Genomic DNA, 23342 nt, shown 5'->3' with positions numbered 1-23342 from the left:
TTAAATGCTTCCATTTTTAAATCACTTTACTATTGACATCATTTTTCACTCATGTCAATGGCTCCGAAAGTAAAGCAATAACCAACGCCGCCTGACCTGGCGCTGGTGACACCAGAGCTCAGGAGAACGACGATGAGAAAACTGATCCTGCAGATGCAGATATCGGTCGACGGTTTTGTCGGCGCGGCCGGCGATGAGCACTGGCAGCTCTGGGAATGGGGCGCCAACTGCCCGTGGGACGACGACTTGAAGCAGGATTTCAACACGGTGTTCGCTGGCATCGACACCATTCTGCTCAGCCGCAAGATGGCCGAAGAAGGCTATCTAACCCATTGGGGCAATGCCGCAAAAAGCTATCCGCGCGATCCCTTCTACGCTTTTGCGCAGCGCATCGTCGAGGCGCGCAAGGTGGTGCTGAGCGACAAGCTCGCGGCATCGCGGTGGGAGCGCACGACGGTTGCCAGCGGCGACCTGCCGCGCGAGGTCAAGGCGCTGAAAGCTGAAGGTGAAGGCGACATGGCGGTATTCGGCGGCGCCGGCTTTGCCTCGGCGCTGATTGCAGCGGGGTTGGTCGATGAGTTCCAGCTGTTCATCAATCCGGCCGCGCTGGGCGACGGCGAGCGGATTTTCGACCGTGGCGGCTTCCGGAAATTGCGCCTGCTCGGCTCTAAAGCCTATGCCTGCGGAATGGTGGTGAACCGCTACGCGCCGGCAATGTGAAGCAGTTCAGCGATTGAATCCGTGGACCGCTTCAACTCTTTGTTTTTACGAGAACTCCGGACGGATCACCGCAACCCGCTCCTCGTGAACCTGCGCTAGAAATTGATCTCGACCGAAGCGGCACTTCGCTTTGCCGGCCCGTGAAACACCGCCTCGATGTTGTTGCCGTCGGGGTCGAGCAGGAAGGCGGCGTAGTAGCCGGGGTGGTAGGGCCGCTCACCCGGCGCGCCATTGTCGGCCCCACCGGCATTGAGGCCGGCCCTGTAGAAGGCATCGACCATGGCGTTGTCCCTGGCCTGGAAGGCCAGATGATGGCGCCCGGTCAGTTGTCCTCTCGCCGCCCGGCTGTCGAGGCTTGAGATGAACAGTTCGTCGGCCCAGAAATAGTCCTCGGCCTCGCCGCCGATCGGAATGCCGAGCACCTTGAAGGCGGCTTCATAGAAGCCCCGGCTCGCCTTGAGGTCCCTGACCACCAGCTGGACGTGGTCGATGAGGCGGCCGCGATGCAGTTCCATGAGCGATCTCTCCCGTCGCGAGACCACAAAGCTAGTGCCGCGGAGCGGCTCGTCAATTCGGCAGTCTATTTGTCGGCGCGCTTGGCAGCCTTACACCCTGCTTTTGTCATATCCGGATGGACTTCCACGCAGACCGGATAAAAAATGCAACCGGATTGTCGGATTCGAAATCCCGCCAACGTCCTTCGGACGCAAGCGGCGCAACGGAGCTGGAGCGAGTGGCGCCGCATCGAAACCGATCTCGGGAGAAGAGCATGAACAGTTCCTACCGTTGGGTGATCGTCGCGTGCGGCGCGCTGATGACCTGTGTGGCGCTCGGCGCGATGTTTTCGCTGGCGATCTTTCTCGAGCCGATGGCGCTCGACACCAACTGGTCGCGAACCGGCATTTCCAGCGCCATGACGCTGAATTTCTTGGTGATGGGCGCAGGCGGTTTCGCCTGGGGCGCCATCTATGACCGTGTCGGCGCCCGCCCGGTGGTTTTTGCCGGCGCGGTGCTGCTCGGCCTGTCGCTGGTGGTGGCGAGCCGAGCCCAATCGCTGCTAGTCTTCCAGCTGAGCTATGGCGTCATCGTCGGGCTGGCGGCCAGCGCCTTCTTCGCGCCGATGATCGCGCTGACCACCGCCTGGTTCGAGACCCATCGCAGCCTGGCCGTGTCGCTGGTCTCGGCCGGCATGGGCGTGGCGCCGATGACCATTTCACCCTTCGCGCGCTGGCTGATCACCGCCTACGACTGGCGTACCGCCATGTTCGATATCGGCATCATGGCCTGGGTGCTGTTGCTGCCGGCCGTCTTCCTGGTGCGCCAGCCGTCGACGGCGGTCGCGGCAGCGGATGGCAGCGCGCCCGCGCCTGCCGCGGCCCCCGGCATGTCAGTCGGCCAGGCGCTGCGCTCGCCGCAATTCCTGGTGCTGGGTATGACCTTCTTCGCCTGCTGCGCAGCGCATTCGGGGCCGATCTTCCACATGGTGAGCTATGCCATGTCGTGCGGCGTGGCGCCGATGGCAGCCGTGTCGATCTACAGCGTCGAGGGCCTTGCCGGGCTTGGCGGGCGCGTGCTCTACGGCGTGCTCGGCGACAGGCTGGGCGCCAAGCCGGTGCTGATCGTGGGCCTCGCCATCCAGGCGGTGGTGATCGCCGCCTATCTCGCCGTCGGCAATCTCGAGCAGTTCTATCTCCTGGCGATCATCTTCGGCGCCACCTATGGCGGCGTCATGCCGCTCTATGCGGTTCTGGCGCGCGACTATTTCGGGCCGCGCATCATCGGCACGATACTTGGCGCCGCGACCCTGTTGTCCAGCCTCGGCATGTCGTTCGGCCCGCTCGCCGGCGGCATGATCTTCGACGCCTATGCCAGCTATTCCTGGCTGTTCATCGGCTCGGCGCTGATCGGACTCGGTGCTGCCGGCATCGCCATCGCGTTCCCGCCGCAGCCCGGCCGAGAGAGGCTGCAGGCGGCATGAGCGAAATTTCCCCTCGAGGGCAAATACTCATCACCCTGTCGCCGTTCCCGAGCGCAGCTCTTCCCTGACCTCGTCGTCGCGGCTGAGCCTGGCGTCCGAGATCAGCACCACCGGGCATTGGCAGCGCTGCAGCACGCCTGTGGTCGTCTCGCCAAAGAAGAGTTCCTCGCCAGGGCGCCGCGCCACGCCCATGACGATCAACGCCGCCCCCCTGCCGGCCTGGCGGGCAATGGCATCGGCGGCGGCGGCCCGGCTGCGGATGGCCGTCTCGATCTCGACGCCATAGCGGTCGGCTAGTGCGACGGTATCCTTCAGCACCGCCTCCCTGCGGCGATGCGAGACAGTGTCGCGCGGTTCATCGCGGCCGACGCGCGCTACATAAAGTATCTTGACCCGCGCACCCGTGACCGCTGCAATCGCCAGTGCCATTTCGGCACCCCGGCGGGCGATCGCGGTGCCGTTGACCGGAACCAGAATCTTCCCGCCTTCAGGTCCTAGCCTTGGCATCTGGCGGCCGGCGCCGGTCGCCTTCAGCACCAGGCATAGCGGGCCCTCGAAGGCGCCGGCGATCTCGTTGATGCGGCGGGCAAACCCACCTTTCGACGTGACCGCGCGGCCGAGCCCGATCAGCAGCAGCCCATAGCCTTTGCGCGCCTCCTTGGCAACCGTTTCGGCCGAAAGCTCGGCCTCGTGGCGCCGCGTGACAGGCGCCGCGCGGGCCAGTTCCTCGTCCGAACTCCTGGCGGCCTCGCGGCTGTCCTCGGCACCCTTTTCGATCGGCCCGAGCTTCGCATCCGTGCCGGGCTCGGCCTCCTCCCCCTCGCCTCGGGCATGCAGCACCGTCGTCGGCCTGCCGGCGCCCACGACTCCTGCGAGGTAAGCAGCAAAGCGGCCGACAACGCCCTCATCGGTCACCACCAGCAGTCGTTCCAGATTGGCGATGAAGCCGCGTTGGTCGATCTCCTCGCGCTCCAGACGCTTCTTCTCGTTCTCGCCCATCGGCAAGCGGCCGAGTGCCCAACGCAAGGTCGGCGGCATGGCGAGCGTGGTGATGACGGCCATGGTCACGATCATGGTGAAAAGATTGTGCGACAGAACGCCGATCGACAGGCCAATAGAGGCGACGATGACTTCGGTCGAGCCGCGCGCGTTCATGCCGCAACCGACGGCGATGCCTTCCTTGCGGCTCATGCCGGCAAGCTCGGCGCCGATGAAGGCGCCGGCGAATTTGCCGAAGCTGGCGATCAGCACCAAAGCGGCCGTGAGTAGCGCAAGCTCGTGGTCGACAAGCACGGTGAGATCCGCCGAAAGGCCGGCGACGCCGAAGAAAACCGGCATGAACAGCGCCATGATGACGCCGCGCAATTGCCCTTCGATATGACGCGACAGGATCGGCGATTCCCCAACCAGTATGCCGGCGACGAAGGCGCCGAGCACGGTGTGGACGCCGATCAGATCGGTGATCAGCGCCATTGCGCCCATGATGGCGAGAATGACGGTGACGACGGCGTATTCGCTGCGGAACGTATCGTTGGTCCAGCGGATGGCGTCGAAGACGATGCGGCGGCCAATCGTGAAGGAAAACCCCATGAAGGCGGCGACGCCGACAATGGTGAAGGCAAGGCTGCCGAGCTCGATGCGCCCCTTGGTGGCGATGCCGATGGTGATGGCGATGATCACCCAGCCGATCGTGTCCTCGATGATGGCCGACGAGACGATGATCTGATCGAGATCGCGGCGCATGAAGTTCATCTCGCGCACCACCATGGCGACGATCTTGACCGAGGAGATCGACAGCGCCGTGCCGAGGAAGAGACCGGCGACAATGCGCTCGGTTCCGTCGGCCAGCAGCGAGGCCGGCATGAACTGCGCGGCGGTGAAGCCGAGCGCGAAAGGCACGGTGACGCCGCGGCGGAGATGGAAAAGCACGCACGGCCGACCCTGCGCACCAGCCGCAGATCCGTCTCCATCCCGGTGAGCAACAGAAGCATCAACACGCCGAGCTGGGCGATGGCGCTGATCATGCTCTTTTGGGTGGCGTCGCCTGAAAAGATCACGCGTTCTGCTTCCGGCAATAGCCAGCCGAGCAGCGATGGCCCGAGCAGGATGCCGCCGATGAGCTGACCCATCACCGCCGGCTGGCCGAGACGCTCCAGCAACTCGCCGATGCCGCGGCCGACGAGAAGCAGAAGGAGGATTTCGAGAACGAAAATGCCCTCGCTGGACATGCCGGTCTTTTCGGCTGCCAACGATGCGGCCGGCATGAATGCGAAAGCTGCCGCGGCTAGCGCGACCGACCGGCGCCGGTTGACCACGAAGGACATGCACCCCCTCATTGTGCCCGGTATAACGTTTTAAGGGCGAGATCGGTTGCACGCCACGCTCCCTTGGCGCGCCGCAGGTTCCTCCTTACCTGAATCGCATAACGGGCCTATCTGACTGCGGATAAACCGCCGAGACCCGGGCCGGCGACGGAACATTTTCAACCGATTGCGCGTTGCGCGGATGGGGATGACCGGCGTCGTTTCGGCCGGCCATGGCGTTGGGAGGCGCGTGGCAAGGGATGTCCCAGGTCAAGACCGTGAAAACCGACGAAGCGGCTGCAGCGCCGCGGGCCTCTGATGCGTTCGCGCTGAAGCTCACCTCATCGGAATTCGTGGCCACCATGTCGCATTTCCACCGCGCCGAAATCGCCCGCATGGCCGGCTGGCGCGACCGGCTGGACCGTACCAGCAACTGGGCGATTACTGTCGTCGCCGCCATGCTCTCAGTCTCACTCTCGACGCCCAGCGCCCATCATGGGGTGCTGCTCTTTGCCATGCTGCTGACCACGCTGCTGCTATGGATCGAGGCGCGGCGCTATCGTTTCTTCGACGTCTACCGGGCCAGGGTGCGCCAGTTCGAGCGCTATTATTTCGCGCAGATTTTCTCGCCGCAGCCCGACTACGCCTCCAACTGGCTGGCCATCGTCGGCGAAGGCCTGCGTTCGCCGCGCTTCCTGATCTCGCAACGCGCGGCGTTGGTGCGCCGGCTGCGCCGCAACTACATTTTCATGTACACGATCCTGATGCTGGCGTGGGTGCTGAAGATCACGACGCCCAGTCTGCAGCGCGAAGGGTCGCCGATAGGCTTGGGCGCGTCATTTCTCGACGCCGCGCGCGTGGCGCAGCTCGGCCCGGTTCCAGGCATCTATGTCGTGTGCATGGTCGGGCTGTTCTATGTCGGCCTACTCGCAGCCGCTTTCCTCATCTCAAGCGACGAGGGCGAGCTTTCGCATGGCACCGTGCATGTCTGAGAGCGGCCTCGAAAAGCGCAATCTGCCGCGGTGATCTTCAGCAGACATTGTCGACCATCAGAGCGGTCGCTTCCGACCGGCTTGCGGCTTCCTCAACCGGAAGCCGTGCGCGATGGCGCTTGTAGGCGGTGAGCGCGATGACCAGCACGCAGCATACGGCGTTCAGCCAGTTGATCGCCGCCAGAGCGGGATCGTTCAGATTGATGTGGGCGTAGAGTCCCGTCGTGGCGTTGGCGCCTGTCCACAACAGCCAGGTCGCGTAGGAAATCGCCGACGCCCCGTGCCTGTCCCGGGCCACCCGCACGATCTGCGGCAGGTAGGACACCACCCGCAAGCCATTGAAAATAGTGAAAAGATAAAAAGACAGATCAGCAAGTGTCATCCGAAACCCCTGTCATGGCCGGACGTCCCATAGCGTTCCTTGCAGTGGCGGCATGTGAGCCCGTTCACATGCCGGTTTCGATTTTCCTGTTGCGGCCCGGCATCCGGATTCTTTCGCCATGGGGGCGTTCGCCGTGAGCCAGCCCGACGAGGTCGACATGAACCAGATCTTGTTTCGGCCGACGGCGCGGGAGTGCTAAACAGATCTCGTGCTTGGGCAAAGTTCGGGTTGACCGCTGCCAAGCGCGCGGCGACTATCCCTGCAACGTGCAGGAGGACATGAGAATGGACGAACCCGATCGCTGGCGGCACATGGCGAGCGCCCCCAAGGACGGCAGCCGCATCCTGGTCACGGTCAGGCCATCGGAACAGGGGCCGGCCGAGGTCGACCTCGCTTACTGGTCGCGCGCCGACCAGTTCGGCACGGAGGGCTGGCGCTCTTCCGATTCGTCGCCAGGACGGGTGATCGAATACCCCGAACCGGAGTTGAAATGCTGGATGCCGCTGCCGACGGCCAATCTGAGCCGGGCTTCAATGCCAAGTCCGTGGCAAGGCGAAGACGTCCCGCTGCTCGACGGCTCCGGGATATGATCTCGGCGGGATGACCGTAGGAAATACGCTGCCGGCCCAATACTTGACGGCCTTACTTCGGCCGACGCACCGATCGCACCATGCCGCCAGGGCCGCTGCCGCAAAAGAGGCGGTCGCCGCCGTCGGATTCGAGCCCGGAAACGCCCACCCCCGCCGGCATGTCGAGCCGTTCCAGCACCTTGCCAGTTTGCGGATCGACGCGCCGGACATCGCTCTGGTCGCCTTCCCAGGTGCCGTGCCAGAGCTCGCCATCGACCCAGGTCACTCCGGTGACGAAGCGGTTTGAGTCGATGGTGCGCAGGATTTTCCCGGTCTCGGGATCGATCTGGTGGATCTTGCGCTCCCGGTTCTGCCCCACCCAGAGCGTGCCCTCGGCCCAGGTCATGCCGGAATCGCGGCCGCCGCCGGGCGCCGGGATGGTGGAGAGCACCTTGCCGGTATCGGGGTCGATCTTCTGGATGCGGTCCCCGGCGAGCTGGAACAGATGCCGGCCGTCATAGGCGGTGCCGGCATGTGCCGCGACATCGATCGAGCGCAGCGTCTCGCCGCTTGCCGGATCGAAGGCGGTCAGCCGCTCGCCCGTCGCAAACCAGACATTCTGTCCGTCGAAGCTCACGCCGTGCACGGTGTCGACATCAGGAAAGGGCCCGTATTCGCGCAGGATTTCCGCTGCTGAATGTTTCATGTCCTGGTCCTCGATCATGGTCACCTTTCCTAGCCGTTCGGCAGCGGCGACGGGAGTAACAAGGTGGTCGTGAAACCAGCGACCGGTGGCGTCATCCAGCGCCGCGCCCGGCCGTGGCCGAAGGACTGCACTTTGCCGGTCTCGGCCAACTGCTCGAGCGCCCGCTGTACGCTGCGCTGTCCGGCGCCCAGCGCCAGCGCCAACGCCGAGCTGGCCCAGGATTCACCATCGGCCAGGAAGGCCAGCACCGCGGCGTGCCGCTCCTCGATCGGCCGCGCCAGCACCGCCACGGAGCCTGCTTCGCGCGGCTTTAGCGCAAAGCCCTGGCTGGTCGCGCCGATGCCCGCCAGCGGCCGCAATTCGGCGCGCAGCCGGCCGATCTCGACCCGCAGCCTGGCGCGATGCGATTCATCGGCATGCCGGCCGCCAAAGGCGCGGGCAACCAGCGTCGCCCTCGGCACATCCGCCGGCCAGGCTTCGGCAAGCGCGCGCGCCAGCGCAAACAGCACCGGCCGCGTTGCCAGCGAGATCGTTGTTTCCTGCTTGTGCACGATATAGCGGAACGTATCGACGACCAGCGCGCGCGACGCCTGCAGCGCCTCGACTTCTTCGAGCAACAGCGGATGCTCCTCGCCGCCTGCGATCAGCCGCGCCGCCGGCGTCTCCAGCGCCAGGAAGGCGCTGTCGACCTCCGCCATGAGACCCGGAATGCCGGCCCGGCGGGCGGCATGGCGCGCCCACTCAAGGGCTGCGCGCGCGGCCTTCGTCTTCAGGCGCCGCATGGCGATGCCGGCAACCGCGAGTTCATGCGCGGCGCGTGAGGCCGGCGGAAGCGGCGACGGATCGAGCCCAGCCAGCACGTCTTCAGCCTCGTCGAGGCGGCCGATCAGCAGCAGGCGGCGCACTTTGAGATGCCCGGCATGCGCCGCGTTCAGCCGGTCGCCATGCTTTTCCAATGTCGACCGCGCCGCGTCGAGCGCCTTGGACGGCCAGCCGAGATCACGCGAAACAAGTGCGATCTCGGCTTCGGCGACAACGCACCTGGCGCGCGCCACCGCCTCCTTTGGACCGAAGGCACGGCCGGCCCTACGCAACAGTACTTTGGCGCGATCGAAATCGCCGAGCTGCGCCATGGCAATGCCGCGCAACGCCAGCGCCGGGGCATCCTCGCGCAAGGCGACGCGGTCGAGTGCCGCCAGCGGGTTGCCCGCCGCCAGCGCCAGCCCTGCCGCGGTGATCAGCGAGTCCATGCAAATCCCGTCACATTTGTAACTCCCACCGCTCCCCTTATCGGCCCTAACTTAAGTCACCACCGCCAAGCAGCAAGCCGCGGACGGCGACCTAGCCATCTGGACTGGTTGAAGACGCCCGGGCCTGCGTTGACGGCAATATTCGCATTCGCTAGCCTGAGCATCTCAGACAGTCGCGTTAAGCTTCTCAATAAGGAAAAACCGACCATGCCTGCTTCCGAGGACTTCGAGCCCACCGTGCGGCCTCGCCACCCCTGCTGCGGTGGCCCGCCTGCAAATGCCGTCACATTTGTAACTCCGCCCTCGCCGCCTCGCGGCCCTAGCCTGCCTCACGATCAACAGGCAACGACAAGCCACAACGGCTCAACAACTGGCAAAGGAAACAAGCAATGACCAAGCACGTGGCAATGAAGACCCCACCGGTCGTTTCAAGGCAGGAATGGGAAGCCGAGCGCGAAAAGATGCTGGTGAAGGAAAAGGCAACGATGCGCGCCAGGGACGCGCTGTCGGCCGAGCGCCGGCGCATGCCATGGATGGAAGTAGACAAGGCCTACGTGTTTGAGGGTCCCAACGGCAAAGCGAGCCTGCTCGATTTGTTCGAGGGCCGGCGGCAGTTGATCGTCTACCGCGCCTTCTACGAACCCGGCGTCCACGGCTGGCCCGAACATGCCTGCCGCGGCTGTTCGCTCGGCGCCGACCAGGTCGGCCATCTCGCCCATCTGAACGCCCGCAATACCACGCTTGCCTATGCCTCCCGCGCGCCGCAGGCCGACATTGCCAGCTTGAAGCAGCGGATGGGTTGGGAGATGCCCTGGTACACAATCACCGACAGTTTCGACAAGGATTTCGGCGTCGACGAATGGCACGGCCACAACGTGTTCATCCAGGACGGCAAGAAAGTGTATCGCACCTACTTCATCAACAACCGCGGCGACGAGCAGATGGGCACGGTCTGGAGCTACCTCGACGCAACGCCGCTCGGCCGCCAGGAAATCTGGGAGGATTCGCCCGAAGGCTATCCGCAGACCGAGCTCTACAGCTGGTGGAATTGGCACGACAATTACGACGCCGCACCCGACAAGACGTGGGAGGAAGTGTCGGCGGCCGGCGAAGCCGCGTTCCGCAACAAGGACGGCAAGTAAGGACCTGGAGCGACCCATCCAGCTTGGTTTCCTGTCCCTCACGGGACAGGAAACCCGGGCATTGATCATCAAGGGATTATGACCATGAGCGATATCGGCACAGGCACCGGCAGTGAGGTCCCTCAACGCTCCGATGCAGTTTCTCTCCGCACCGCCGACTGGCTGTGCCTCGCCGCGGCCCCTGTTTTCGCCGTGATGGCGCTGCTTACCTGCATTCACGCTGGCGACGGCGCCATGTCGTGCCTGGGGGCCGATGCCTCCCCGCTCACCGGCATGCCGCTGATGTATCTCTTGATGAGCGCCGTCCATCTGGCGCCCTGGCTGCGCGTGATTTCCGGCCGGCCGGTCCGGCGATAGGCTGGACCGCCGCCGCCATGCTAACGCTCTTTACGTCGGAGAGAGACTATGAAGCTGGTCAGGCTGAGAGCGCCGGGCGGGTTGGACAAGCTCGACCTGGTCGAGGAGGATCAGCCCCGGCCTGGGCCGGGAGAAATGCTGGTCAGGATTCGCGCCTGCGCGCTAAACATGCGCGACGATTTCGCCGTACAAGGCAAGGTGCCGCTCGCTGACGGCCGCGTGCCGCTGTCGGATGGCGCCGGCGAGGTGATCGCGATCGGTGACGGCGTCGACACGTTCAAGCCGGGCGACAGCGTCGTCAGTGTTTTCTACCCCTGGTGGCTGGCCGGCGACATGAGATCCGATACAAGCCGCGACATTCCCGGAGACAGTTTCGACGGCTTCGCCAGCGAGTATGTGTGCATGCCGGCGCAGGCCTTCACCAAGGCGCCGGCGGGCTATACGCATCTCGAGGCGGCAACGCTGACCTGCACGGGCGTCACCGCCTGGCGCGGCCTGGTGACATGCGGCAAGGTAAAGCCCGGCGACACGGTGCTGATCCTTGGCACCGGCAGCGTGTCATTGTTTGCGCTTCAATTTGCCAAGGCCGCCGGCGCAAGGGTCATCGCCACGTCGTCCGATGAAGAGAAGCTGGAGAAGCTCAGACGACTCGGGGCCGACAGCGTCATCAACTACAAGGCGGTGCCGGAGTGGGGCGGCAGGGCCAAGGAACTGACGGACGGACGCGGCGTCGATCATGTGATCGAGGTCGGCGGACCGGCGACGCTGGCGCAGTCGATAACGGCCTGCCGGACAGGCGGGCATATCGCACTCATCGGCGTCCTGACCGGCTTTGCAGCAGAAGTTTCAATCCCGGCGCTGTTTTCAAACCAGATCCGCATCAGCGGAATTTCCATCGGCAGCAAAGCCGACCAGCAGGACATGATCCGTGCGATAGAGGTCAACCGCCTGAAGCCCGTCATCGACAGCAGCTTTCCACTGCAGGATATCGCCGCCGCCTTCAGGCACTACGAAGCGCAAAGGCATTTCGGCAAGGTCTGCCTCGAGCTTTAGATCCTGCGATCGGCATTCCTACCCAGCGGCCGGCGCCAGCGTCCCGCTTGCCATCAGGCCCCAGAGCTGATCGGCGGTCAGCTGTCTGGCCGAGCCGTCGTAAGCCACCCTGCCGAGGCTGAGCACGACGATCCTGTCGGCCAGCGCCCTGACCGTCGACAGGTCGTGCGTGACCAGGATGACGCCGGTGCCGCTGGCGGCGATCGAACGGATCAGCTTGACGACCTGCGCGGTCTGCTTGACGCCGAGCGCGGCGGTGGGCTCGTCGAGGCAGATCAGCTTGACGTGATCGGCAAGCGCGCGGGCAATGGCGATGGACTGCCGCTGGCCGCCCGACAGCGAGCGCACCAGAACGTTTTCGTCGCGAAGCGTGACGCCCAGCGCGGCAAGCCGGGCACGACACTGCTCGGCGGCCTTTCGGTCGTCGCGAACCGGGAAGACACCGAGCCAACGCCGCGTTTCCTCACGCCCGAGGATCATGTTGTGGGCGACGCTGAGGTTTGGGCAGAGCGCCAAATCCTGGTAGACCGTCTCCAGGCCGGCGCCGCGTGCATCCTGCGGGCTCCTGAAGGAAATCGGCTGGCCCTCGAGGGTCATCGCGCCGGCATCGGGCTGGATGGCGCCCGAAATAATCTTCACCAGCGTCGACTTGCCGGCGCCATTGTCGCCGAGCAGACAGACGATCTCGCCTTTGCCGACCGTGAAGCTCGCCTCTTCCACGGCCGTCAGCGCGCCGTAGGATTTGCGGGCGCCGGCAATCGAGAATGCCGGACCTTGCGGGGCTTCTGCATTGCCCGCCGTCGCGGCAGGGCCGGCCGAGGCGACGGCACCATTGTCCGCCACCGTGAAGTTGGTCGCGGCCGCCCGAGCGCGCCGGCCGCGAAAACCGATCGCAGCCTGGTCGGCCACCAACGCCAGCAACAGCATGCTTCCCACCGAAATGGATTGCCACCATGATTGCAGGCCGACGAAGATCAGTCCTGCATTGAGGATGCCGATGGTGGCAACGCCGATGGCGATGCCGAGCGGCCGGCCGGAGCCGCCGGAAAAAGCGACGCCGCCTAGGATGGCGGCGGTGAGCACGTCGAGCTCGAAGCGAACGCCGATGGTCGGCGTGATGCTGCCGAGACGACCGGCGATCAGAACCGAGACCAGGCCGATCAGCAAGCCATTGGCGGCGTAGAGGCCAACCACCGTGCGCCCCACCGGAATGCCGCAGAGTTCGGCTGCGCGCGGGTCGCCGCCTATGGCGTAGAGCCTCAAGCCGGTGACCGTGCTGGTCAAGACAAAGGCTCCGACGACAAAGACAGATGCGGCGATGATCACGGTGTACTGGATGCCGAAGATCTTGCCCCGCCCCAATTCGAGCAGAGCCTCGGGAAAACCATAGACCGCGGTGCTGGAGACGACGAAGGCAAGGCCGCCATAGAGCGCCAGCATCGCCAGCGTGACGATCAACGGCGAGATGCTCAGCCTGCGCACCAGCAGACCGTTGAGCAGACCGAGCAAGAGGCCGAGACCCAGGCCGACGCAGATCGCCAGCAGCGCACTCTGCGTCGCCACCGCAACCTTGGCGGTGATGATGCCGATCAAGGCGACCATGCTGCCGATGGAGAGGTCGACATAGCCGGCGATCAGCAGCGCGGAGGTGCCGAGCACGGCGATCAGGATCGAGGTCGAGTTGACGCCAATGACGACGAAATTGTCGAGGCCGAAGAACGATTTGTTCAACAGCGAGAAGGCGATGATCAAGCCCAGCGCGACCAGCGCCAGCCCGATGCGGCCAGAGGCTTCGCCCGGTGCCTTGACGCCCGGCAGCAAGGATGAAAACCGGCCCGTTTGCAGCGGTGTCGTCCCCGTTCGAAAGCTGTCTGTGCTCATGCTTGCCTCTCACTGAAGCGGGCGGTTTCAGGTCAGGCTGAACCCGCCCGTATCGCGTGGGAAAAACAGGCGCTACTTTGCCTCGGATGACCAGGGGAAATTCACATACTGGTCGCGCGTATCGTAGCAGATGTTGCCGTACATCCTGAGATAGATATCGCGGCGCTTCGGGTCCTTGTAGACCGCGGCCGGGTCGGCGACATCGGCCTCGTACTGGGCCATGTAGTCGCTGGTCAGCGCCACGGGCAGGATATCCATCGCCTGCGGGATGCTCTTGCCCTCCAGCCAGTCGGCCGCGTGCTGGCCCATGGCATAAGCGAAGACCGGCGACGCCAGGCTGATGCTTGCCTTGTAGGGACCGCCGCCTTTCTTGATCGCGGCGACTGCCTCCGGTTCGCCGTCGATGCCGCCAAGGAACTGGTCCGGCCGCGCCTTGCCCGCCGCTTCCAGGGCAGCCAGCGCGCCGAGCACGACCGTGTCGGCGCCGAGCACGACATCGACGTCGGGATGGGCCTGGAGAATGGTGCTCATCGTGGCAAAGCCGCCTTCCTTGTTGACGGGATTGGGTGAGATGTCGGCGACGATGGTGACATCAGGCATGGCCTTGAAGATGTCGCGCATGGCGGCAAAGCGCGGCGCCAGGAATTCCATGCTGTCATGGGACAGGATGACGACATTGGCCTTGCCGCCGAGCTTGTCCTTTATGTAGGCCGCGGCCGCTTCGGCCAGCACCTTGCCGGTCTCGTATTGCGGCGCATTGAGCAGCGACGTGGCTGGCGGCGGCACGATGGTGCCGACATAGGCGCCCGACCAGATAAGCTCCTGCAGGCTGCGGCTCATGGAGGCCGGGTCCACAGGCGCCGCCACCAGACCGCCGATCTTGGAGGCGAGAAACAATTGCACCTGCTCGACCCCCTTGGCGGCGTCATTGTTGGCAAGCGCGCGGCGATATTCCAGCCCGCGATCCTTGGCGGCGGCGGCCAGGCCGCGGTCGACGCCCTGCATGAATTCACGCTCGTTATCCTGCGCGAAGGCCAGCACCTTGTTCAGGCCGGGCGGTGGGCTGCAGGCCGGCGCCTTCGGATCGAACGGCGCAAATACCGCCGGCTTGGTGAGCCCGGCCGGGCCGTCCTGCGCGCCTGCCAGAATGGTACCTCCCGCGAGCACACCGGCAACGCCGAGCAGCGTCGCCAGCATCATGTTCCTGTCAGATCGCATTTCACTTCCTCCCTGTCGTTGATTGTTGCCGCGCATCGCAAGCCTCGCGGTCGCTACTCTTCCCAGTCTCCCCAGATACCCACCTTCCCGCTTGCAAGTCAAAAGTTTTTCCAGTGGAATTAATTAATCAGAGATAGTCGGGTGACTCGCCCACGCGATCACGCCTTGGCGATCAGCGACTGGACGGCTTTGGCCAATTCCGTGCCGAGCACGCGATGCGCGTCGCTGTCGAGGTGAATGCCGTCTACCGCGCTCGACTCGACGACGTCGCCGGCGTTGAAGAACGCGGCGCCGGCGCGCCGGGCGGCATCACGGAACAAGCCGGCAAAGTGCATCGACTTTGAAGCGCCGCCCAGGAACATCTGGCCGAACCAGTCGACCTCCAGCATCGGCGGCGGCGCAACAATCAGGACCGCGGGCGCCACGCCTGCGGGGCCAGCTTCGCTGCGCAGCACAATTCTGGCCAAGATCTCAATAGAATCAGCGACATCATTCGGCGTTACCGAGAACCTATGCTTGAGATCGTTGGTGCCGAGCATAAGGATGACGAGGTCGAGCGGCATATGCGTTTCCAGGCACACCGGGAGCGATTTGAGCCCGTTCTTGTGGAGACCTTCGATCGGATCGTCGTGCACGGTGGTGCGCCCGCCCTGCCCTTCTTCGATCACATCCCATCCGCTGCCGAGCTGGCGGCGCATGATGCCCGGCCAGCGCCGGTCGGGCGTGAAGCGGCGCCGTCCGACGCGGGCCAGGGTGGGAATGGCGCCATAGGTATTGGAATCGCCAAAGCACATGATTGTCCGGGTCTGCGTCACGGCATTGCTCCTCCAGGCTTGCATACTTTGAACGACAGCAGGCCGGCCGGCGTCAACTACATTTTTCCATCGGGTGGATTTAAGTGTTGCCTTGCCGTTCCCGCATTGCTACGTCAGCGCTTTGATCGGCTCGCCTTGCGGCCAACCTCCTTGCGCAGGGGAAAGCGTGACCGGCACCAGCTTCTTCAGTCTCGAAAAGATCGCCGAGGGCCGCAGCGGCGGAACCACGCAGGCCGAGAGCCGCGTCTACAACGAACGCCTGATCGTCTCGCTGATCCGCCGGCACGGCCAGCTGGCCAAGACCGATTTGACGCGGCTGACCGGGCTGGCCGCGCAAACCATCACCACCATCGTCAACCGCGCCGCCGACAACAAGCTGCTGCTGCGCCTGGAGCCTTTGCGCGGACGGCTGGGGCAACCCTCGGTTCCCTATGCGTTGAACCCGAAAGCCGCGTACGCCTTCGGCCTCAAGGTCGACCATCGCAGCGCCGATGTCGCCCTGGTCAATTTCGTCGGCGACGTGATGGCGTTCGAACGCACGCTGTTCCACTATCCGACGCCCGTCGAGGTGATGAAATTCGCCAAGGGCGCCATCGCGCGCATGTGCCGCAAGCACAGATCGATAGAGCAAGACCGCATCGCGGGTCTTGGCATCGCCTCGCCATTCCATCAGTGGAACCTGAGCGAAGAGGGCGCGGTGCCGGCGAGCAGGCTGGATGCCTGGAGGGAAATCGACATTCGCGCCGAACTGGACCGGGCGTTCGACTGGCCGGTGTTCCTCTACAACGACGCCACGGTGTCGGCCGCGGCCGAACTGATGTTTGGCGCCGGCGGATCGCGCGCCGACTTTCTCTATGCCTATGTCGGGCACTTCATCGGCGGCGGCCTGGTGCTCGATCATCACTTGTTCCCCGGCCGCAACAAGCTGGCCGGGGCGCTGGGCGACATGCCGGTGCCCGCGCCGGGGCGCAAGGGCGACCGGATGACCCCGTTGCTGCGCGTCGCTTCGCTGCATTCGCTGGCCGGCAAGCTCAACGACCAGGACAATGGGGACGAGGGCGCCGGCCGCATCTGGTCGTCGCCCGACGACTGGGGCGACCTTGGAGAGCCGCTCACCGCGTGGATCGATGAGGTTTCGGACGGGCTTGCCTATGCCGCCCGCAGTGCCGTTGCCTTGCTCGACATCGACAATGTGGTGATCGACGGCGCCATACCGAATGGCGTGCGCAAGGAGATCGCCAAGGCCATGCGCAGAAAGCTGGCACGGATCCTTGTCGATCGCCCCGAGCCGTTCTCCGTCATCGAGGGGACGTTTGGCCATCTCGGCCCCGTTATCGGCGGCGCCAGCATTCCGTTGCTGGTGAAATATTCGAACGACAAGGAACTGCTCTTCAAGGAATAGGCGCGCAGCCGCCGGCACCAGGCATTCCCCAAACAGCGAACTGTGAGACTTGTCACATACCTGCTCGTGAAGCGCGTGCTACTTGCACCCTGCGGTCGGTCGACGCCGAAAGAAATCGCCTGCCATGGTCTGGCGGTGACGGGCCTTTCACTTTATGCTGTGGCAGGTTGCATACTCTCAACGGACCTTGATGCCGCAAGCGGTGTTCTCGTCGGCGTCAGGCCGCGACCAGGAGTTTTGTCATGCTCCGACTTTGCGGATTCATCGCGGCCTTCATCCTTGCCGGCTTCACAAGCTTCGAGGCCTGCGCCGATCGAAGGGTCGCGCTCGTCATCGGCAATTCCGATTATCGCGACATCCCGGCGCTGAAGAACCCGGCCAAGGATGCCCAGGACGTATCGGCCACGTTCCGGCTGGCCGGCTTCGAGGTTTTCGTCGCCGAGAACCTCACCAAGCAGCAGTTCGAAGGCCAGTTCCGGGACTATCTGGCCGCCGCCGACGGCGCCGATCTCGCCGTCGTCTACTATTCCGGGCACGGCTTTCAGATCGGCGGCGAGAATTTCCTGATACCCGTCGACGCCTCGTTGAAGAAGGCGGCCGACATCGAGGTCCAGGCCATCAAGCTCAACGACGTGCTGGAGCAGCTGCGCTCGAAGTCGAAGATCCAGGTGATCATCCTCGATGCCTGCCGCAACAACCCCTTCCCGCGCAACAATTACTGGCTGCGCGACCAGCTTGTCACCGCCGGCAATACCGGGCTGGCGCAGGTGCGAAGCTCGCTCAACACGCTGATTGCCTTCGCCACCGAACCAGGCGCGGTCGCCTATGACGGCAGCGGCGACCTCAGCCCGTTTTCATCGGCCTTTTCGCGGCGCGCGCTGGCGCCGAACCAGGAGATCCGCACGGTCATGTCGGCGGTGCGCCGCGATGTCGTGCAGGCCACCAACGGCATGCAGGTGCCCTGGGAAAATTCCTCGCTGATCGATGACGTGGTGCTGGTGCGCCGCAACAACCGGCCTTCGCTGCCGCCAGTGCTGGAGAAGGTAGTGCTCTCGGGGGTCGGTCCTGTCGCTCTCGGCCTGCCGGAGCCGGTCGATGTCGATGGCGGCGCTATCAGCGTCAGCATCGAACGTCCGCCGGCAATGGGCCGTCTGGTGCTGGACGGCAAAGACGTCGCGGTGGGCGAACCGATCGCCGGCAAGGACCTGCCGCGCCTGCAAATGGATGTCCCCAAAGGCGCCGCCACGCAGGACGAGGTGGATATGCTGGCCTATGCCACGCATGACAATTGGGGCGGCGGGAGCCAGGGCATACTCGTGTTCCGCGTCAAGAGCGGCGAAGGTGCGGCGGGTCAGCAGATCATGGCTTCGCTCGAGGCCGAGCAGAAGCAGCAGGTGCTGGATCGCGGCATCCACATCACCGGCGCTGCCGAAGCGATCGAGAACCGCAAGCTTGATATTCCCGTCGGCGTCGGCCCGGTCGCGCTCAATCTGGATTTCCCCACCGACGATCCGGCGGTCAGCCTGAAGGTCACGGGGTATCCGGCAACGGGAACGCTGTCATTGCCTGATCGAACCTTGTCGCCGCAATCCAGCCTTCTGGCCGGTGAAGTCGACCATCTCCGTTACGAGCCGCAGATCGGCGCCGGCGCGCCGGTCGAGGTCGGCTTCGAAATCCGGGCCGACAGCAGCTCGGCTAAGCCCGCGACAATGAAGCTGTCGCCGACGGTCGATGCCTGCGATACCGCCGCCGGCGAGCCTCTCGACCTGCAAGGGGTGGTGCCCGGCCTGCTGCCGAACGAGATCGGCGCCGGTGCGGTGGCAGCCTGCGAGGCGGCCGTGAAAACCTATCCAGACGTCGCCCGCTTCCACTACGAGCTCGGCCGCGCCCTGCTTGCGGCAGGCAGGGTCGGCGAGGCCAGGTCAGCCATCGAGGACGCCGCCAAGAAAGGCCATGTGCGCGCCGTCTTCGAACTCGGCTATCTCAACGCAACCGGAACCGGAACGACCATAGACCGCACCCAGGCCAACGCTCTCTACAAGGCTGCCGCCGACAAGGGTGATCCTTACGGTATGACCTCGTGGGGACGCGCGCTGTTCAATGGCTATGGCGTCAACCGCGATACGGCCAAGGGCCTCGACCTGCTGCTCAAGGCGGCGGCCATGGGGCACACCTATGCCATGAACGATCTTGCCGCCATCTTCACCGAGGGCCGCAATGGCGTGCCTGCCGATCCGGCCCGCGCCGTCGCCTTCCTGCAAGCGGGGGTGCAGCGCCAAGACATGTATTCGATGAACCTGCTCGGCCGCAATTACCTCGCCGGCCAGGGCATCGACAAGGATCCGAAGACGGCGCAGGCCCTGTTCCAGCAGGCCACCGATCTTGGCCAGCCCTACGCGCCCGGCAGCCTCGCCCGCATGTACAGGGATGGCGCCGGTGTGCGCCAGGACCCGGCGGAAGCGCAAAGGCTGTTCGAACTGGCGACCACGCGCGGCGATCCGTCGAGCGCCTATGATCGCGCGGCGCTTGAAATGGCGAAAGGCGACAAGGCCGATCAGGCTGTCGCGGTGCGCTTCCTGGCATTCGCCGTCGCGCTCGATCTGCGCAAGGAGCTGCCGGACGCCAAAAAGGGCCTGGCGCAGTTCGGCACCAAGCCGAAAACGGCAGCTTTGGACGCCCTGCGTCGAGAGCTCAAGTCGAAGATTCCCGCGTCCGGTTCGCTGGACACGCAACTGGTCAATGCGGCCCGGGGGGTCTGGGAAGAAGCCAATCCGCGTCGGGATTTGTTCTGAACAATAAGGAGGCCATGGTGGGCAAGGCATTCAAGCAGACATTCGGGCAGGCATTCATCGGGATAATTCTATCCGGCGTTCTGGCCGGGCTCATGGGCTGCACCTCGGTGTCGCCGATGTTTGAGCCGGCGCCGCCGGTGAACCATCGCAAAGTGGTTCGCGTAGCACCTCAGCCAAAGGTGGTCAGATACAAGAAGGCGGCCACCGGCAAAGTGATCAAGCCGGCCGAGGAGATCCCGCAAAAGCCGCCCGTGATTCCTTCTCTCGGCGGCAGCGGAGGCGGCGGTGGGGCTGGCGGCGGCGGCGGCGGTTGGGGATGAGATCGTCGACCAAGGGCGCTGCACTCAGCGGCCCCAAAGGGTCTTGCTAAATTCCGCATGAGCCTTGGACAACGTCAAGCCGAAATCGTCCATCCCTGTCGCGGCATCGGTTGGCCAGCGGACAATTCGGCGCAGCGCTGCACGGAAAAGGCAGCGGACGAACGCTGCCAGTGCAGAGGCCACGACCGCCGCCGGATCGAGTCTGCGAGCCGCCAATGCCCGATGGGCCTGTTGTGTTTCGAGATAGCGGGCCAGCGCAATATCGTGACGCGATGGTGCGCCAAGCTCCTGCCGGTCGCGCCCGGGGTCGTCATGCCAGATGGGCCACTCGGTCGGGCCAGGGTGATGCACGGTATCCTCCTGCGAAAAGAGATCCAGTGCGAACAATCTCCTCAAGCGCCGTGAGCAACGCGTGGGAACCTGCGTGATGGAATCGTGAAAAGCGCCTCGGCGGCGGAATAAGTGTTGAAATGGACCGAGCTTGAGCGGATCGTCGTCGCGCTGTGACCGTGGCGGATCCGATGACCGGACCTTATCTTCACCTGCTGGGTGGTTTCGACTTTGGTGGCGTCGGGGCCACGGTTCCAGCCATCAGCCGCAAGGCGCGTGCGATGGTCGCCTATCTCGCGCTGCAGTCGGGGCATTCGCAGTCGCGCGAGAAGCTGGCGACCCTGCTCTGGGGCATCAACAGCGAGGCGCAGGCGCGAATGAGCCTGCGGCAAGCGGTATCGTCTGTCAGGAAGGCCATGCAGACGTGCGGCGGCGGCCGCTTCCTCACCGATGGCAACAGCGTCGCTCTGCATCTCGACGGCCTTGATTTCGACGTCGCGCGGTTCGAGGCGCTGGTCGCCAGCCCGGCACCCGAAGACCTCGAACTGGCGCTCAATGTCTACCGCGGCGACCTGCTCGACGGCTTCGGCCTGAAGGAGGAGCCATTCGAGGACTGGCTGAGGATCGAACGCGAGCGGCTGCGGGCACTGGCCGTCGCGGCGCTCGACAGGCTCGTCGCGCATTATGCCGCGACGAACGATCCTGCCGCATGCGTGCGCGCGGCGGCGCGCCTGCTGGCCATGGACCCGTTGAGGGAGGATGTCCACCGTGCCCTGATGCGCGCCTATGCGGCGCAAGGCAGGACCAATCTCGCGCTGAAGCAATATGAGCACTGCCGCACCGCGCTTCTACGCGATCTCAAGCTGCAGCCGGAGCCGGAGACGCGGCAATTGTTCGAGACGCTGCGCACACGCCGCACAATGGCGCCGGCACGGCCACCCACGACTGATGCGGATGACGCTACCGGCTTCAGCCACGAACTCGCAGCCCCCCCGACCCACTATGTCAAATCGGCCGGGATCAACATCGCGTATCAGGTGACCGGCGACGGTCCGGTCGACCTGATCCATGTGCCGGGATGGGTCTCCAACCTCGACCACGCCTGGGGCTCGCCGCGGCTTTCGCATGTGCACCGGCGGCTCGGCACTTTCTCGCGCCTAATCCGCATGGACAAGCGCGGCACCGGGCTCTCGGACCGCAATGTCGGTCTGCCGACCCTGGAAGAGCGGATGGAAGATGTGCGGGCAGTGCTGGATGCGGTTGGCTCGAAGCGCACGGTGCTTTTCGGCAGCTCCGAGGGCGGCCCGATGTGCATGCTGTTCGCGGCGACCTATCCCGAGCGCACAGCGGCACTCGTGCTCAATGGGGCCTACGCCCGCGGCAGGTGGTCACAAGACTATCCGTGGGCGAAGACAAGCGAGCAGGTGGAAGAGGATCTGGCGATCGTCGAGAAAGAATGGGGAGCGGCGGCGGATATGAGCAACGCGGCGCCCAGTCTGATGAGCGACACGTTCGAGACAGAATGGTTCGCCGCCTATCTCAGGAATTCTGCCTCGCCCGCCGACGCGATCGCCCTGTGGCGCTGGGGAGCCGAAATCGATGTTCGCGACATTCTGCCTGCTGTCCATGTTCCGACACTGATCATGCAGACGACTGGCGACGGCTGGGTGAAGCGGGAAGAAGGACGTTACCTGGCGACGCACATCGAGGGCGCCCGATACATTGAGTTCGCCGGCCGCGACCACGTCATCTGGGGCGAGAATTCCGATCGGATCGTCGACGAGATCCAGGCTTTCGTCACCGGCGCCTTGCCGGCGGCCCCAGGCGAACGGCTGCTTGTGTCGGTGCTGTCCCTCGATATGACGGGCTCGCCTTTCGGCATCGACCCGGCCGAGCGGCACGCCGAAGCGCTCCGTGGCGAACTCCTCGCGGCCGAAGGCAGAGAGATCAGCCGATCGGACGGCAAGGTGCTCGCGGTGTTCCAGCGGCCAACGCGGTCGATCCAGTGCGCGATCGCCATCCGCGATCGCTTGCGGCAATCCGGTGTCGAGGTCCGCTCGGCGGTGCATATCGGCGAGTGCGAGCAGCGGGGCCATCAATTTTCAGGCGCGGCGATCGAACTGTCATCGCGTCTGCTTGACCATGCGCGGCCGGGCGAAATCATCGCATCAAGGACGGTGCGCGATCTCGTGGTCGGCTCCGGCCTGCGGTTCGAGGAGCGTGGCGAAATGGCGGCAAGCGGGCTGCCCGGCGCGTTTCGGTTCTATGCGGTCGATGGTTCGGCTTGAGCCGCTAGGTCACCTCTTCCCTGCCCCGAACCGCAGCCCGTCCATCAGCAGCTTGACCAGCCGGCGCGAGCGGTCGCGCCAGTCCTTGGTGTCGGGGGCCGAGTAGATGCCGCCGAGTGCGTGCAGCACATCGGAGGCGTCGACGTCGCTGCGGATCGAGCCTTCGGCCACCGCCGCCTCGACCAGTTGCCGCAAGGCCAGCGACACCCGGCCCGACATGTCGGAGAACACGGCGGAATTGGTGTTGAACAGGATGCGCAGGCTGGCCGCCAGGCCGCGCTTGGTGGCGATGTAGTCGACGAAGCGCTGCATCCACTGTTCCAGCGCCATGTCGGCCGAATGGTGGCTGGCGAGGTCATCGGCCGCCGCACAGAGCGCCTCGACTTCACGCCGGTAGACCACTTCGACCAGATGCTCGCGGGTTGGGAAATGCCGGTAGAGCGTGCCGATGCCGACGCCGGCCTGGCGCGCGATCTCCTCCAGCGAGGCATCGACACCGTGCTCGGCAAAGGCCGCTGCCGCAACCTCGACCAGCCGGTCGCGGTTGCGCTGCGCATCGGCGCGCAGCGGCCTTGGCGCTGCGGCTTCGCGCTTCTCGTCGGCAATTGCTTGCGACTGCTCGGTCAATTTTTTCTCCACTGTCGATATATGGGGGCTTGAACCCAAAGGGGTAAGTCCCCAACTAGATAAACGGAGGCGCCTCCGTTTTAGTGGAGCAGTCTTATCATATAATCAGGGGAGCCGGTATGTCACGTGTTGAGATTGTGAAGACTGAAGCATCCCTGCCCGCTGGAGAGTTGGGGCGGCAGAGCTGCCAATCTCCCCACTCGTGGGGGAGATTAGG

21 protein-coding genes and 2 pseudogenes are annotated in these 23342 nt (G+C 64.8%); 12 read left to right on the top strand and 11 right to left on the bottom strand.

The genetic code is table 11. The features are described 5' to 3' along the window. Positions 1-132: 132 nt before the first annotated feature. Positions 133-720 (top strand): dihydrofolate reductase family protein, encoded by a 588-nt coding sequence (locus X751_RS159870; RefSeq protein ID WP_023740061.1) that lies wholly within the window; start codon positions 133-135, stop codon positions 718-720. A gap of 95 nt (positions 721-815) precedes the next feature. Here X751_RS159870 and X751_RS159875 read toward each other — a convergent pair whose 3' ends face one another. Continuing rightward, positions 816-1235, bottom strand: coding sequence for a VOC family protein (locus X751_RS159875; RefSeq protein WP_023740062.1), 420 nt, complete (start codon positions 1233-1235; stop codon positions 816-818). A gap of 254 nt (positions 1236-1489) precedes the next feature. On the opposite strand from X751_RS159875, the gene X751_RS159880 reads away from it, so the two are divergent. Further along, positions 1490-2698 (top strand): MFS transporter, encoded by a 1209-nt coding sequence (locus tag X751_RS159880; RefSeq protein WP_023740063.1) that lies wholly within the window; start codon positions 1490-1492, stop codon positions 2696-2698. 30 nt (positions 2699-2728) lie between these two features. Here X751_RS159880 and X751_RS1000000168400 read toward each other — a convergent pair whose 3' ends face one another. Together X751_RS1000000168400 and X751_RS1000000168395 are read right to left on the bottom strand one after the other, a co-directional pair. Then, positions 2729-4627 carry a cation:proton antiporter gene (locus tag X751_RS1000000168400; protein ID WP_280806689.1) on the bottom strand — a complete coding sequence of 633 codons (1899 nt, stop codon included), beginning with the start codon at positions 4625-4627 and terminating at the stop codon, positions 2729-2731. 47 nt (positions 4628-4674) lie between these two features. Continuing rightward, positions 4675-4926: pseudogene (locus X751_RS1000000168395) on the bottom strand (potassium transporter); the annotation flags it as partial. 335 nt (positions 4927-5261) lie between these two features. Between X751_RS1000000168395 and X751_RS159885 the strand changes: the two are divergent. Continuing rightward, a complete protein-coding gene (locus X751_RS159885; protein WP_023673885.1) occupies positions 5262-5993 on the top strand; it encodes a DUF2270 domain-containing protein in 732 nt (243 codons plus the stop codon). 37 nt (positions 5994-6030) lie between these two features. Here X751_RS159885 and X751_RS159890 read toward each other — a convergent pair whose 3' ends face one another. Continuing rightward, positions 6031-6375 carry a PQ-loop domain-containing transporter gene (locus X751_RS159890; protein WP_023673886.1) on the bottom strand — a complete coding sequence of 115 codons (345 nt, stop codon included), beginning with the start codon at positions 6373-6375 and terminating at the stop codon, positions 6031-6033. A 106-nt stretch (positions 6376-6481) separates the two neighbouring features. On the opposite strand from X751_RS159890, the pseudogene X751_RS1000000167775 reads away from it, so the two are divergent. Together X751_RS1000000167775 and X751_RS159895 are read left to right on the top strand one after the other, a co-directional pair. Beyond that, positions 6482-6574: pseudogene (locus X751_RS1000000167775) on the top strand (oxidoreductase); the annotation flags it as partial. A gap of 85 nt (positions 6575-6659) precedes the next feature. Beyond that, a complete protein-coding gene (locus tag X751_RS159895) occupies positions 6660-6965 on the top strand; it encodes a hypothetical protein (RefSeq protein WP_023689804.1) in 306 nt (101 codons plus the stop codon). Between the two features lie 52 nt (positions 6966-7017). Here X751_RS159895 and X751_RS159900 read toward each other — a convergent pair whose 3' ends face one another. Next, on the bottom strand, positions 7018-7650 hold the full coding sequence (locus X751_RS159900) for a glutaminyl-peptide cyclotransferase (RefSeq protein ID WP_023743897.1): 633 nt from the start codon (positions 7648-7650) through the stop codon (positions 7018-7020). Between the two features lie 29 nt (positions 7651-7679). Beyond that, positions 7680-8900, bottom strand: coding sequence for a hypothetical protein (locus X751_RS159905; RefSeq protein ID WP_023740067.1), 1221 nt, complete (start codon positions 8898-8900; stop codon positions 7680-7682). Positions 8901-9289: 389 nt separating this feature from the next. Here X751_RS159905 and X751_RS159910 point away from each other — a divergent pair, with 389 nt between their 5' ends. The 3 genes from X751_RS159910 to X751_RS159920 all read left to right on the top strand — a co-directional run bounded on the left by X751_RS159910 (position 9290) and on the right by X751_RS159920 (position 11452). Continuing rightward, positions 9290-10042 carry a thioredoxin family protein gene (locus X751_RS159910; RefSeq protein ID WP_023695474.1) on the top strand — a complete coding sequence of 251 codons (753 nt, stop codon included), beginning with the start codon at positions 9290-9292 and terminating at the stop codon, positions 10040-10042. Between the two features lie 84 nt (positions 10043-10126). Further along, a complete protein-coding gene (locus X751_RS159915; protein ID WP_023727050.1) occupies positions 10127-10399 on the top strand; it encodes a hypothetical protein in 273 nt (90 codons plus the stop codon). Between the two features lie 48 nt (positions 10400-10447). Continuing rightward, positions 10448-11452 carry an NAD(P)-dependent alcohol dehydrogenase gene (locus X751_RS159920; RefSeq protein WP_023743896.1) on the top strand — a complete coding sequence of 335 codons (1005 nt, stop codon included), beginning with the start codon at positions 10448-10450 and terminating at the stop codon, positions 11450-11452. An 18-nt stretch (positions 11453-11470) separates the two neighbouring features. Here X751_RS159920 and X751_RS1000000164690 read toward each other — a convergent pair whose 3' ends face one another. The 3 genes from X751_RS1000000164690 to X751_RS159930 form a co-directional block, all read right to left on the bottom strand. After that, positions 11471-13333 carry an ATP-binding cassette domain-containing protein gene (locus tag X751_RS1000000164690; protein WP_084558238.1) on the bottom strand — a complete coding sequence of 621 codons (1863 nt, stop codon included), beginning with the start codon at positions 13331-13333 and terminating at the stop codon, positions 11471-11473. A gap of 72 nt (positions 13334-13405) precedes the next feature. After that, positions 13406-14551 (bottom strand): sugar ABC transporter substrate-binding protein, encoded by a 1146-nt coding sequence (locus tag X751_RS159925; RefSeq protein ID WP_032892399.1) that lies wholly within the window; start codon positions 14549-14551, stop codon positions 13406-13408. A 158-nt stretch (positions 14552-14709) separates the two neighbouring features. Further along, on the bottom strand, positions 14710-15366 hold the full coding sequence (locus X751_RS159930) for an SGNH/GDSL hydrolase family protein (protein WP_023743893.1): 657 nt from the start codon (positions 15364-15366) through the stop codon (positions 14710-14712). 166 nt (positions 15367-15532) lie between these two features. On the opposite strand from X751_RS159930, the gene X751_RS159935 reads away from it, so the two are divergent. The 3 genes from X751_RS159935 (at position 15533) to X751_RS159945 (ending at position 19880) form a co-directional block, all read left to right on the top strand. Then, the gene (locus X751_RS159935; protein ID WP_023705134.1) at positions 15533-16768 is read left to right on the top strand and encodes an ROK family protein; all 1236 of its coding nucleotides are present in this window, start codon (positions 15533-15535) and stop codon (positions 16766-16768) included. A 242-nt stretch (positions 16769-17010) separates the two neighbouring features. Further along, complete coding sequence (locus X751_RS159940) at positions 17011-19560, top strand: caspase family protein (RefSeq protein WP_023705135.1); 2550 nt, start codon at positions 17011-17013, stop codon at positions 19558-19560. A gap of 14 nt (positions 19561-19574) precedes the next feature. Beyond that, positions 19575-19880 (top strand): hypothetical protein, encoded by a 306-nt coding sequence (locus tag X751_RS159945; protein WP_023703064.1) that lies wholly within the window; start codon positions 19575-19577, stop codon positions 19878-19880. Between the two features lie 24 nt (positions 19881-19904). Here X751_RS159945 and X751_RS159950 read toward each other — a convergent pair whose 3' ends face one another. Next, the gene (locus X751_RS159950; RefSeq protein ID WP_023672522.1) at positions 19905-20267 is read right to left on the bottom strand and encodes a hypothetical protein; all 363 of its coding nucleotides are present in this window, start codon (positions 20265-20267) and stop codon (positions 19905-19907) included. A 134-nt stretch (positions 20268-20401) separates the two neighbouring features. Here X751_RS159950 and X751_RS1000000165240 point away from each other — a divergent pair, with 134 nt between their 5' ends. After that, on the top strand, positions 20402-22498 hold the full coding sequence (locus X751_RS1000000165240) for an alpha/beta fold hydrolase (protein WP_031205196.1): 2097 nt from the start codon (positions 20402-20404) through the stop codon (positions 22496-22498). A gap of 9 nt (positions 22499-22507) precedes the next feature. Here X751_RS1000000165240 and X751_RS159960 read toward each other — a convergent pair whose 3' ends face one another. Beyond that, positions 22508-23125, bottom strand: a complete 618-nt coding sequence (locus tag X751_RS159960) for a TetR/AcrR family transcriptional regulator (protein ID WP_023709407.1) — start codon at positions 23123-23125, stop codon at positions 22508-22510. Positions 23126-23342 lie beyond the last annotated feature (217 nt).

It is taken from the genome of Mesorhizobium sp. LNJC394B00, assembly GCF_000502555.1.
Taxonomy (GTDB): domain Bacteria; phylum Pseudomonadota; class Alphaproteobacteria; order Rhizobiales; family Rhizobiaceae; genus Mesorhizobium.
This window is presented reverse-complemented; position numbering and strand designations above follow the sequence as displayed.